Annotated in this window: 13 protein-coding genes and 1 pseudogene; 11 read left to right on the top strand and 3 right to left on the bottom strand. The window is 35.7% G+C overall.

Annotated elements, in window-relative coordinates:
• Positions 1-846 precede the first annotated feature (846 nt).
• The 9 genes and pseudogenes from ABD692_RS03845 to pgk form a co-directional block, all read left to right on the top strand.
• The gene (locus ABD692_RS03845) at positions 847-1359 is read left to right on the top strand and encodes a hypothetical protein (RefSeq protein WP_344765068.1); all 513 of its coding nucleotides are present in this window, start codon (positions 847-849) and stop codon (positions 1357-1359) included.
• A gap of 124 nt (positions 1360-1483) precedes the next feature.
• Entirely contained in the window at positions 1484-2404 is a 921-nt protein-coding gene (locus tag ABD692_RS03840; RefSeq protein WP_344765066.1) for a glycosyltransferase family 2 protein, read from the top strand.
• 111 nt (positions 2405-2515) lie between these two features.
• On the top strand, positions 2516-2782 hold the full coding sequence (locus ABD692_RS03835; protein ID WP_344765064.1) for a nucleotidyltransferase family protein: 267 nt from the start codon (positions 2516-2518) through the stop codon (positions 2780-2782).
• A gap of 116 nt (positions 2783-2898) precedes the next feature.
• Positions 2899-3084 (top strand): HepT-like ribonuclease domain-containing protein, encoded by a 186-nt coding sequence (locus tag ABD692_RS20910; RefSeq protein WP_425567318.1) that lies wholly within the window; start codon positions 2899-2901, stop codon positions 3082-3084.
• 181 nt (positions 3085-3265) lie between these two features.
• Positions 3266-4360 carry an MraY family glycosyltransferase gene (locus ABD692_RS03830; RefSeq protein WP_344765062.1) on the top strand — a complete coding sequence of 365 codons (1095 nt, stop codon included), beginning with the start codon at positions 3266-3268 and terminating at the stop codon, positions 4358-4360.
• A 101-nt stretch (positions 4361-4461) separates the two neighbouring features.
• Positions 4462-5457, top strand: coding sequence for a type I glyceraldehyde-3-phosphate dehydrogenase (gene gap, locus ABD692_RS03825; protein ID WP_344765060.1), 996 nt, complete (start codon positions 4462-4464; stop codon positions 5455-5457).
• Between the two features lie 65 nt (positions 5458-5522).
• On the top strand, positions 5523-5960 hold the full coding sequence (locus ABD692_RS03820) for a GNAT family N-acetyltransferase (RefSeq protein ID WP_344765058.1): 438 nt from the start codon (positions 5523-5525) through the stop codon (positions 5958-5960).
• A 6-nt stretch (positions 5961-5966) separates the two neighbouring features.
• Positions 5967-7160, top strand: coding sequence for a phosphoglycerate kinase (locus tag ABD692_RS03815; RefSeq protein WP_344765056.1), 1194 nt, complete (start codon positions 5967-5969; stop codon positions 7158-7160).
• A gap of 490 nt (positions 7161-7650) precedes the next feature.
• Positions 7651-7848: pseudogene (gene pgk / locus ABD692_RS03810) on the top strand (phosphoglycerate kinase); the annotation flags it as partial.
• 162 nt (positions 7849-8010) lie between these two features.
• On the opposite strand, the gene ABD692_RS03805 reads toward pgk, so the two are convergent.
• From ABD692_RS03805 to ABD692_RS03795, 3 genes are all read right to left on the bottom strand, one after another.
• On the bottom strand, positions 8011-8208 hold the full coding sequence (locus ABD692_RS03805) for a hypothetical protein (RefSeq protein WP_344765054.1): 198 nt from the start codon (positions 8206-8208) through the stop codon (positions 8011-8013).
• A gap of 147 nt (positions 8209-8355) precedes the next feature.
• Entirely contained in the window at positions 8356-9534 is a 1179-nt protein-coding gene (locus ABD692_RS03800; protein WP_344765052.1) for a helix-turn-helix domain-containing protein, read from the bottom strand.
• A gap of 68 nt (positions 9535-9602) precedes the next feature.
• The gene (locus ABD692_RS03795; RefSeq protein ID WP_344765050.1) at positions 9603-10019 is read right to left on the bottom strand and encodes a DoxX family protein; all 417 of its coding nucleotides are present in this window, start codon (positions 10017-10019) and stop codon (positions 9603-9605) included.
• 192 nt (positions 10020-10211) lie between these two features.
• On the opposite strand from ABD692_RS03795, the gene ABD692_RS03790 reads away from it, so the two are divergent.
• Positions 10212-11249 (top strand): LacI family DNA-binding transcriptional regulator, encoded by a 1038-nt coding sequence (locus ABD692_RS03790; RefSeq protein WP_344765049.1) that lies wholly within the window; start codon positions 10212-10214, stop codon positions 11247-11249.
• Positions 11242-11982, top strand: a complete 741-nt coding sequence (locus ABD692_RS03785; protein ID WP_344765047.1) for an SDR family NAD(P)-dependent oxidoreductase — start codon at positions 11242-11244, stop codon at positions 11980-11982. Before ABD692_RS03790 ends, ABD692_RS03785 begins: the two co-directional genes overlap by 8 nt.
• The last annotated feature ends 46 nt before the right edge of the window (positions 11983-12028 follow it).

Genomic DNA, 12028 nt, shown 5'->3' with positions numbered 1-12028 from the left:
GCTGTTAAGAAAAACCACTCTTTTAGTCGAGAGGGACAAATCGCCTGCTACTACCGCCCATACACCCGAACTATGAAGCTGTTCGGCTACCCAATAATGCAATAAGGGTAAACTGAACATCAGAGGTCAAGTCGGTTGGTAGGCGTTTACGTGCCTGAACAAATAACCAGCTCAATACCCACACCGCCAACCACTATCTAGGTAAAAGTAAAGGCGGCTTCCTTTAACACAAACTTGCCAGTACCAATGGCCACTAAGGCAAAGCGAAAAATAATTAACGAAGATGTGTAATTTAATAAACTCTCTCCCTCCAGAATGGCCCAAGTTGATTTGGATATTTCTTAAAATAGGCAGGGCTGGGACAAAACTGATTAACAGGCCCGCAGCCACCACCAATATGGGAAAAGCAACTTTTAATTTTGTCGCCCACATTTCTAAAAGTGTAGTAATGGCGACTAGCGCAAGTAAAAAGGGCAATATTCTATGAATTAAACGATGGTTTTAATTAAAAAAAATCTTCGGCCTCAAGTAAATTAATTAATAAAAGCAATACGATACAGCTACTTATTTTACATTTATTTTATGCAGAATATCGTTATTTATAGTGTTTATATTACAAAAATATTAAAGACCTTTCTCATGTTTGGAGTTGTTATCGCTCCATGCTTTCTGAAGAAATTTTAATAATTCTTATTAGCTTTTTATCTATTCATCCTGTTCATTTTTTTTGGCTGACTAATATTTTATCCGCCTTTATCATAAGGAGTTAATGTTGTATTTGAACAAAAAGAACGACTTTTTTTGTTTGTGCTGTCTTTAGATTTGTGATGTCGCTAAAGTATAAATATGAAGGATTTAAAATATATTCTTACTTTTTTTGCCTTAACATTTTTTTTTAAATCAAATGCTGCCATAGGATGTAGGATTTCGGGCGGCTCGGTAATTTACACTAGCTTCTCAGCTTACACATTAGGTGTTGATGTAGGTAGTGGGCTGAGCCTTACTTTAGGAGGAAGAATTTATCAATTAACTCCTATCATAAATTCAAATGTATCGTGTACTATCCCTTGGGCTAAAAATGTAACTCCAATAAACGTTAATGGTTGTATTTACGGTTCTCCAAGTGTAAATATTCCAGGAGTTTCGGCAGTTTGCCTAACATGTAAGTATGGCGATCTAGTAGATTACACATCAACTTTGGAATGTAACCTCGACGATTACAGCCTGCCCTTAGTCGCCGTTTCTGGTATTCTGGGTTTACTGATTCTAAAAAAAATAAACACTAAGCCATTTTTTAGACTAAACCTCATCCCTTTAACTTCCGTCATTATAATAAGTGGATATATTACTGATATATGAAACTTTTTTCCATTCGGGCTATACGGATTAAGTGCCTTAGGTTTGGAAAAGAGTAAAGATCTTCCCGTAAGGATCAAATCACCGTTTTCTAAATCAAAAAAGATAAATCATTGCCTTCAAAAAGATGCGTAAACTTTTCGATCAATATCGTTTGTGTTTGCAGCTGAAGTGTGCTTGTGGCGTGTTTTATTTAGGTTATTACGCCGTCGTAACAACCAATTGCCAGATTGACGATTATATCCCTGCATCTGTTATCTTTACGATTTTAATTGCAATAGGAAGACTTACGAAATTGGGCATGAAAATATCAATCATAACCGTTGTTTATAATGCTGAAGCTTTTCTGAAAGATTGTATTGAATCCATTATCGCACAAACCTATTCCAATATCGAATATATCGTGGTAGATGGTGGTTCAAAGGATGATACGATTTCGATTATTAAGCAGTATAGCGGCTTTATTACACATTTTATCTCCGAAAAAGATGAAGGGCTTTACGATGCAATCAATAAAGGTATAAAATTGGCAACGGGTGATGTAATTGGGATCTTAAATTCAGATGATGTACTTGCTGATCAAAATATTATCCAACAAGTTGTTCGGACTTTTGAGCAGAATAAAAACACAGATGGTGTTTATGGTGATTTGAATTATATTCATCCAACTAAAATGAGGGTTGTAAGGGGCTGGAAATCAAAACAAGCTAATTTTAATGATATTGAAGAAGGCTGGATGCCTGCGCATCCTACTTTGTACCTTAAGAAAATGCTCTTCGAAAAATATGGTAATTATGCCTTAGATATGGGGACTGCGTCAGACTATGATTTAATTCTAAGGTTTTTTCATAAATACAAAATTACTGCAACCTACCTATCCCTTTTAATGGTGAATATGCGTACTGGTGGTGTAAGTAATAAATCGATAAAAAGTCTTTTACTGGGATTGGCGAATGATTATAAAGCTCTTAAAAGAAATAAAATACCGAATGCGATAATTGTTTTGTTTAAAAAAAAGTTTGCAAAGTTAAGTCAGTTTAAGCGATAGGAGTAAGAACCGCTTAACGGGCTTTTTCTTATTGCTAGAATTAAAATAATAGAGTAAATTTGTAAAATGATCAATAAGGTTTCAAATAAGCAAGTTCTTTTTTCTACGCTATTGTCTAATAGTAAGACGATTAAATCATTTAGCGTAGCGAAACTTGGGGTTTTTGGTTCTCTTATTACAGGTAACCAGAAGGATGAAAGTGATGTAGATTTTCTTGTCGAATTTTATCCAAATCAGAAGAGTTATGATAATTACATTGATCTTTCCTACTACCTTGAAGGGCTGCTAGGAAGAAAAGTAGAATTGGTTACACCTCAGTCTTTAAGCAAATATATCGGTCCTCATATCCTAAACCAAACCGAATATGTTGCCATCTAATCTTGAGCTTTTAAATCATATAATAGATGAAATTTCTTTTATAGAGCATTCGTCATAAATAAAAATCGAGATGAAGTAAGTGATGATCCATATTATCTCGGACAATTATTAGAAGTATGGAAATCATTGGTGAAGCTTGTACTAAAGTTGACCTCGATCTCAAATTGCAATATCCACATATTGAATGGAGGAAAATGTCAGACACAAGAAATCGTATAGTTCTTGATTACTATGGAGTGGATTATAATATCGCCTGGAATATTATTATGGATAAACTGCCGGATTTAAATTTTTATATTTAAAAATAATAATGAATAACCTGAATAAATGATCTATTCTTCTATAAAAAGGTGATTTACGGTCCTCAATACTGGAATCAGAAACTGTTTACTTAAAATGCAATTGATTTTAGTCAAATCAGTTACAAACCAACACCCACACTTTAGTTACAATCCTTATATTTGCTAGTAAATCTTCTACAATTTGCTTACAGATTTACTAAATACCAATCCTGTATTTTTTTGCTTAGCGATCTTTCTGCTTGCTGGTGTAACTGTGGTTTTATCTATCCCTTCTATTATTCATACCTCGATTAAATATAATTTGTTTGATACAAATGATATGCATCGAAAAATTCATGGAGATAATATTTCCCGATTAGGCGGCCTGGCTATCGTTGCCAGCTTTACCATTGCCACGTTGCTGTTCTCGACGCTTACGGCATTCGAAGAAGCTAATTTTCTAATCACTTCTTGCATCATTCTGGCCGCATTAGGCTTAAAAGATGATGTCTATGGGAGTAATACCAGCACTAAATTTATTCTTCAACTCATTGTAGCAATTATATTAGTTTTCTTTGGTGGTTTCAGGCTAACCAGTTTATACGGCGTGATGGGTATTGGTGATATGAATCTGATCTGGGGCGGCGTATTCTCGGTAATACTAATTATTTTTCTGAACAATGCCTTTAACTTAATAGATGGTATAGATGGGTTAGCTGCCTCCATAGGAATAATTGCTAACCTGATTTTCGGGATTCTCTTTGCACTGATGGATCAAATACCCTATGCATTTATAGCTTTTGCACTGGCAGGTTCTGTAGCTGGGTTTTTAAAATTTAACTGGAACCCTGCAAAAATATTTATGGGCGATACAGGGGCTTTAATTATAGGACTCGTTACAGCTGCATTGTCGATAAAGTTTATTGAACTGAATAAGTTTTCTGGACAACTAGATCCATTTATTTATTCTGCGCCTGCAATCGCTGTTTCAATTTTAATTGTTCCCATTTTCGATTCGCTCCGCATTTTCACTGTTCGCATATTAAAAGGCAAATCTCCTTTTGATGGAGACAGAAATCACATTCATCATCGTATGGAGCGCTTGGGTATTAAAAATCCAATAATAATTCTTATAACTGCAAGTTTAAATATTGGAATGGTTGCAATGACGGTTATAATGCGGCATCTTGGAAATTTCTTTTTGATTTTTTTTATTATTGGCTTATGTGTTATTTTCGATTTTATCCTTTTCGTTCGTCTTCGAAAAATGGATAATAAGCAAATCATGAAACTCTAGATAAATGCTTCATCTTCTCATTAATCGCTCTATTGTCAAAGGCTTAATTTATCTTCTTCAATCTCAAAATAAACACTAATTTTGCGCTCTAATTTTAATAGATGAGAATTGCAATAAATGGTTTTGGAAGGATAGGAAGAACGTTCTTACGTTTGGCTTTCGCAGAAGGATTTGAAGTGGTGGCCATTAACGATTTGTCTGACCCAAAAACAATGGCACACCTTTTTAAATATGATACCGTTCATGGTGTATTTAAAGGTAAGGTTTCGGCTGTTCCCGATGCTTTGGTTATCGATGATGTTTCAATTCCTGTATTTTCAATTAAACATGCGATTCAATTACCCTGGGCAGCATTAAGAGTTGATATTGTTGTAGATTGTACGGGCAAAAACTTAACTCTGGAAGATGCGGAATGTCATCTTACCTCTGGCGCCAAACAGGTAATTATTTCTGCACCTGCAAACGATGATATTCCAATGGTTGTACTTGGTGTAAATGAAAATGAAATCGACTTAACCAGTAAAGTACTTTCTAATGCAAGTTGTACAACCAATAATATTGCACCAATGATTAAAATTCTGAACGATAACTGGGGAGTGGAAGAAGGTTATATCACAACCATCCATTCTATGACGGGCGATCAGAATCTGCACGATAGTAATCACAAAGATTTGCGTAGGGCAAGAGCAGCCTCAGCTTCAATTATTCCAACTACTACAGGAGCTGCGAAAGCCATTACCCATATTTTTCCCGAACTGGATGGCCGTTTAGGCGGGGCAGGTATCCGAGTTCCAGTATTAAACGGTTCATTAACAGATTTTACCTGTCTATTAAAGAAAAAAACAACCATCGAAGAAATAAATGCGGCCTTTAAAAATGCATCAGAAAACGAGTTTAAGGAGGTTTTGGAATATACTGAAGATCCAATCGTTTCTGTCGATATTATTGATAACCCACATTCTTGTATATTTGACGCGCAACTAACCTCCATAGTAGGCGATTTGGTGAAAGTAGTAGGTTGGTACGATAACGAATTTGGATACAGCAGCCGATTGGTTGACTTAATAAAAAAAATAAGCTTATTAAAAGCTGAATAAAAATAAGCTTTAGCAAATTACGGGAACGTTTGCATAGTTTTGAATATCCCTTTTTAAATGCAATTATGGTAAAATTCATCACCAAAGAAGAAGTACTTCCTTTAAGAAGCCTGGTCTTAAGAAACGGCAAGTCTTTTGAACACTGTCTTTTTGACGGGGATGATGCTTATGATACCTTTCACCTGGGCTATCAGCTGGGTGGTGAAATCCTTTCGATAGCTACTTTTATGCGGAACGATTTTTTTGAGGGCGCAGGAGAGGGCTATCAACTAAGAGGCATGGCTACGCATCCCGATTTCGGGGGAAAAGGTTATGGCGCAGCATTAATTTCTTTTGCGATAGAATATTTAAAAGAATACCAAACCAATTATTTGTGGTGTAATGCCCGATCGACGGCAGCAGCATTTTACAAAAAGATTGGATTTACAACCGAGTCTCCAGAATTTGATATTCCTGGAATCGGTTTCCATTATGAAATGAAATTAAACTTAAATCAAAAATAATAAAGCATGAAAACAGTAGACCAGTTTAACTTTAAAGATAAGAAAGCGCTAATCCGTGTAGATTTCAACGTTCCTTTGGATGATGAATTTAAAATTACGGATGATAAAAGAATGCGTGCTGCACTACCAACGATCCAAAAAATATTAAACGATGGTGGTTCAGTTATTCTGATGTCGCACTTAGGTCGCCCGAAAGATGGACCGACTAACAAATACTCTTTAAAGCATATTCTGGGCGATTTATCTCGCATGCTGGATTTAGAGGTGAAATTTGCAGATGATTGCATTGGCGAATCGGCAGTAAATCAAGCTAAAAACTTATTTCCAGGCCAGGTCTTGTTATTAGAAAACCTTCGTTTCTATAAAGAAGAAGAAAAAGGTGATGTTGCTTTCGCTGAAAAGTTAGCTGCTTTGGGCGATGTTTATGTTAACGATGCTTTCGGTACAGCACACCGTGCACACGCTTCTACAGCCGTAATTGCACAATTTTTCCCTGATGCAAAATACTTTGGTTATTTAATGGCATCTGAATTAGAAAATGCAGAGAAAATATTAAACCATGCCGAACGTCCGTTTACTGCGATTATGGGTGGAGCAAAAGTGTCAGATAAAATTCTTTTGATCGAAAAACTGTTGGATAAAGTAGATAATATCATTATAGGTGGTGGTATGGCTTACACCTTTGCTAAAGCGCTGGGTGGCGAGATTGGTACTTCACTTTTAGAAGCAGATAAGCAAGAACTTTCTTTAGAATTGATCGAAAAAGCGAAAGCAAAAGGTGTGAACTTAATCCTTCCTGTAGATACCGTAATTGCAGATAAATTTGCAAACGATGCAGCTAAAAAAGATGTAGATTCTGGTCAGATTCCTGCAGATTGGATGGGACTTGATATTGGCCCTAAATCCGCAGCTTTATTTGCTGAGGTGATTAAAAACTCTAAAACATTACTTTGGAATGGTCCAATGGGCGTTTTCGAAATGGAAAGCTTCGAAGTTGGAACAAAGGCAGTTGCTGAAGCAGTTGTTGCAGCTACTAAAGATAATGGCGCATTCTCTTTAATTGGTGGTGGAGATTCGGCTGCGGCTATTGCAAAATTCGGAATGGAAGATGCTGTAAGTTATGTTTCTACCGGTGGAGGTGCATTATTAGAATACATGGAAGGTAAAGAATTACCTGGCGTTAAAGCCATTAACGAGTAATTCTGATGTTACTTTTTTAAAAAAAGAATTATATAAAAGAAAGCCTGGATGTGAAAATCACAATTCCAGGCTTTTTTGTTATTAAGAGATCTTCTATTCTATTATTTACCCATAACGCCATAGCCGATAAAATATACATTTTCCCAGGATTTGATTATCGCCTTCACATTGATTTGGAAAAGATATTTAATTAAAATAACAAGATATATTGCCGAGGGTTCAATTTTAGCGGTCTGATTTTTTTTCCAAATTGAAAACCTATTATACTGATCTTCTATTTCTTTAATTTCGTTGACTTCGCTGAAAAATACTTATGAGATGTGAATTTTGATTATAATTATACATATATCGTGAAATAGGTTTATCAAATATAGACGAAAGATATTTGTTGGTTGTGAAAATGATTATAATTTTTGAATTATGCGAGCCTAACTTCCTTGCAAAATATTCAACGATCCTAATCGAATTTATAAATCTACTTCGTATTCGAAAGGGAGTTGCTGAAGCAGTTGTTGGAGCAACTAAAGATAATGGCGCATTCTCTTTAATTGGTGGTGGCGATTCAGCTGCGGCTATTGCAAAATTCGGAATGGAAGATGCTGTAAGTTATGTTTCTACTGGTGGCGGTGCATTATTAGAATATATGGAAGGTAAGGAATTCCCTGGCGTTATAGCCATTAACGAGTAATTCTAGTATTCCTTTCTTAAAAAAAGAATTTATATAAAAGAAAGCCTGGATGTGAATGAATCACAATTCCAGGCTTTTTGTTTAAGTGGGAGCGCGAGTATATTAACCCTTGTTTTTTTATAGCAGAACCAGGATCGCTTTCAATCTTTAATTTAGAAATGGTTAGGATGCGTTTTCAAATTCTTCGAACAACGTTTCCAGAATTGATTTCTCCTGAAAAATAGCGCCACTTGATACTTCGTCAACTGGGCTGAATACAATAAGAGAATTCTGATCACAATCTACAAAATTGGTCAGTTCTGTAAATTTATCCGATGCGATTTTAAAAACCATTATAGTTTTCTTCTTCGAATTAGGCATTTGTTTGGTTTTGTTTTATTAGTTTACTAAGTGGTTATGCTTTCGTAAAATCATATTCGAAGGCATTTTACAAATGTTGAATTTTTCATGCACAATTGATTGGAATGATCAACCAAGAATGTAATGAAATTATAAATCATTACATATTTATGCCTTTTTAAGATCTTTCAGATAGGTAGATGGAGTTTTACCAGTGGATTTCTTAAAAGCTACAAAGAAAGTGTTTCTTGATGAAAAGCCAGCATCAAGTGCTATAGCCTCCAGCGTCAATTGTTTCCAGGCTCCAGAATCTAATCTTTCCTTGATGTAGACAAGGCGGAGGTTATTAATATAGTTGTTGAAATTAAGCTGATAATGGTTATTAAATAAATCTGATAGTTTATGGCTTGGTACATCAAGCTGAGAGGCAAGCTCGCTAAGGGTGAGCCCGTTTTTCCTGAATATCTGTTTTTCAATGATAAATGTTTCCACCTGCTGAACCAAATTTTCGTCGACCATTTTTGCTTTCGTTTTCTCTAAAGCATTAATATCAGATTTATCTTCACTGGTCGAGAGGACTTGGCTTTCCTGTAATCGATCTGTTTTTCTCAATCCAAATATCAGCTCTGGATTAATAAAGAAGCTTAGGCTCAGTAAAAGTAAACAGCAGCAAAGCAATAAAATTATATTGCTCTGGTGAAGTATAAACCAAACCCTGTTCAGGTTTTTTAGTATCAGTACGTTAACGATTAGCATCCCGATAAATATGGTTAAACAGATACTAGAAAATAAATAAACCCAGTTAACAATTTTGGTGTTAGACTTTTTACGTGATGCTGCTCTGGCTAATTTGAATTGCAAACCCGTGTAAATTATAGCCGATATAGGAAAGGTAAACCAGTGCCATGGTTGGACAATATATTTATGCTCTGAGAAGGCAAATTTAACATCTGATGCAATTTTTCTTACAACCTCCAGCTGTGCAGGATAATCGAGTAAATTATAAGGTAAAACGGAAATAACCGCAGGAATAACAATTAAAAAATGAAGTAGATGGGTTTTCCTGAATTTTGCATGCTCAATGCTCAGCGATCCCCTTACATAAATATATAAGCATGGAGCGATGGCATAGTAGAGTGGTAAACCTTTGTTAAATAAAAATGGGTAATTCCTAATGTAACCAGAATTAGTCATCAGAAAAATTAATGCATACCAGGCGATTCCGAAAATGGCGGTAGCCAATAAAAAGTTAAGGTATTTTTTTGAGCCACCGTATAAAGAAAGCTGGATAATTACTAAAGAAAGAATAAATATTGCACCGATAACGGTGAAAAAAAAGGGATGCAAAGTTGGTGTCGTTTAGGGGTTACTAAAATATAAATAATATCTTATCAAAGCAGCCTTTATCACATTGGCTAAGTAATAGTTTTATCAAATTTCTTATCCAGATTTCTTGTGCTTTTTAAAGCCCAGTAAATTAACACTGGTTGAAAAAATAGCCTCGCCAACCTTTTGGCATCTGTGTCTAATCCAAAGGCACTTCTTCTATTTGTATATTGAGCGATATTGCCTGGAAAAACGGCTACAAACGTTGATGCAGCCATTAAGCCCAACAGTTTTTCGTGTTTTTTAGGCGCTAAAATTAATGCGGTGCCGAGTGCAATCTCTCCAAATCCCGAAATTAAAACCGTATCGTCTTTTTTTAAGGGTACCCAATTCGGAACCTGTGCCTGGAACGCTTTTCTGGCAAAACTTAAATGCCCAATTCCTGCAAATATAAGCCCTGCTCCTAAAAGAATTTTTGCCACTCTTTTTAAATTTTCATTTCCCATTTCCATGATGTTTTAAATAATAACAATAAATTTTGAATTATGTTCTTTTTCAATACATCACTTATTAGAGTGTATTATGGATTACAACAATAATGAAAAGCGTAAAACAATATTTATGCAATCGGTTGCAATTTTGAAAATATATCCATACTTTAGGCATACCAAATAGAATAATATCATATTGATTAGTGTATGCAAGATAAGGAAATTACAATTTACGATTTAGCTGAGCGACTGAATATATCTGCAACTACAGTAAGCAGGGGTTTGCAAGATCACCCCGCAATTAATAAAAAAACAAAAAAGAAAATCTTTGATTTAGCTACCGAGCTTGGTTACCGGTCTAATAAATTTGCAAGTAATTTACGCAAGCAGAAAACCAATACAATTGGTGTCATAGTGCCACGGCTAAACAGTTTGTTTATGTCGGCAGTTATTTCAGGTATCGAAAAAATAGTTAATAATTCGGGCTATAACTTAATTATCAGTCAGTCTTTTGAGCAGGAAAAGAAAGAAAAAGCCAATGCTGCAACCATGTTTAACAGCAGAGTTGATGCCTTAATTGTTTCGCTTGCTTCTGACACCCAGGATTTCAGCCATTTTGATAGCTTTAACAAGAAAAACATCCCCATTATATTTTTCGATCGCGTGGCAGAAGAAATTCAATCTACGAAGGTGTTGATTGATAACTTTAAGGCAGGTTATTCGATTACCAAACATTTAATTGAGCAGGGCTGTAAGGAGATTCTTCACATAACAGGTAATATCTCCAGAAATGTATATAGAGACAGATTTGAAGGTTATAAAAAAGCATTAGCAGATCACAAAATCGAGTTTAAGCCGGACCTGTTTATCTCTAATGATTTAACTGAACAGGCCTTACAGGATATTTTTGCGAATGATATTTTTAAAAGGGATAAAATGCCCGATGGCTTATTCATAACCAACGACTCTGCCGCTGCAGTTGCACTAACCATTTTGAAAGATGCTGGTTTTAGTGTACCCAAGGATATTGCAATTGTAGGTTTTAATAATGATTTAATATCTCGGGTTACAGAGCCTGCAATTACGACCGTAAATTACCCTGGAAATGAAATGGGCGAAAACATTGCCCGTATTTTAATCAATCATTTAGATGGAGAAGGAGATTTGAGCTTTACCAGTACAGTCATTTTAAATGCTGAACTAATCCTCAGACCATCATCACAAAGAAATAAAAATAATGAATAAACAAATAGCGGTTGTAACAGGCGGTGGGGCTGGATTAGGCTTGGCCATTACGCAGAAATTGGTAATAGAAGGTATCCAAACCGTGATAATTGGCCGGAATGAAGATAAATTGAAGACAGTAGCCAGGGAGCTTGGTCATTTATGTAGTTATAAAGTTTTCGATTTGCAGAATCTGGCAGCCATACCAGCGCTAATTGATCAGATACATACAGAATTTGGAGCGATTGATATTTTGGTTAATAATGCGGGTATCAATATGAAGAAACCTTTTATTGAAGTAACTGATGAAGACTTCGCGAGCGTAATCCAAACCAATTTAAGTTCGGTATTTGCAATTAGCAGAGAAGTGGTGAAGAAAATGCTGTTTGTAGGTGCTGGAAATATAGTGAATATAAGTTCGATGGCAGCTCAATACGGTATTCCAAAAGTTATTGCCTATTCTGCGGCAAAAACAGGCATTGAAGGCATGACAAGGGCTATGGCAACCGAGCTATCTCCGTTAGGCATTCGTATTAACTGCGTGGCGCCAGGTTTTATCAAAACAGCTATGTCGGCAAAGGCTTTAGATGCCGATCCAGAGCGTAAGAATAAGGTTTTTTCAAGAACACCAATGGGTAAAATGGGCGATCCCGAGGATGTAGCAGAAGCCGTATATTTCTTATGTTCGAATGCTTCCAAATATGTCACGGGTGTAATTATGCCTGTTGATGGGGGAAATTCCATCGGATTTTAGTTTAGTGAATAAATGTTTACGAGTATGAAGCACAAGTTGCTTTATA

Source organism: Pedobacter ginsengiterrae, assembly GCF_039537385.1.
GTDB classification, from domain to species: domain Bacteria; phylum Bacteroidota; class Bacteroidia; order Sphingobacteriales; family Sphingobacteriaceae; genus Pedobacter; species Pedobacter ginsengiterrae.
This window is presented reverse-complemented; position numbering and strand designations above follow the sequence as displayed.

Bases quoted from the DNA above. Each gene is read 5' to 3' on its own strand.
- ABD692_RS03845 (WP_344765068.1), top strand. From the start codon at position 847: ATGAAGGATTTAAAATATATTCTTACTTTTTTTGCCTTAACATTTTTT.
- ABD692_RS03840 (WP_344765066.1), top strand. From the start codon at position 1,484: ATGCGTAAACTTTTCGATCAATATCGTTTGTGTTTGCAGCTGAAGTGT.
- ABD692_RS20910 (WP_425567318.1), top strand. From the start codon at position 2,899: ATGGAAATCATTGGTGAAGCTTGTACTAAAGTTGACCTCGATCTCAAA.
- gap (WP_344765060.1), top strand. From the start codon at position 4,462: ATGAGAATTGCAATAAATGGTTTTGGAAGGATAGGAAGAACGTTCTTA.
- ABD692_RS03820 (WP_344765058.1), top strand. From the start codon at position 5,523: ATGGTAAAATTCATCACCAAAGAAGAAGTACTTCCTTTAAGAAGCCTG.
- ABD692_RS03815 (WP_344765056.1), top strand. From the start codon at position 5,967: ATGAAAACAGTAGACCAGTTTAACTTTAAAGATAAGAAAGCGCTAATC.
- ABD692_RS03805 (WP_344765054.1), bottom strand. From the start codon at position 8,208: ATGCCTAATTCGAAGAAGAAAACTATAATGGTTTTTAAAATCGCATCG.
- ABD692_RS03795 (WP_344765050.1), bottom strand. From the start codon at position 10,019: ATGGGAAATGAAAATTTAAAAAGAGTGGCAAAAATTCTTTTAGGAGCA.
- ABD692_RS03790 (WP_344765049.1), top strand. From the start codon at position 10,212: ATGCAAGATAAGGAAATTACAATTTACGATTTAGCTGAGCGACTGAAT.
- ABD692_RS03785 (WP_344765047.1), top strand. From the start codon at position 11,242: ATGAATAAACAAATAGCGGTTGTAACAGGCGGTGGGGCTGGATTAGGC.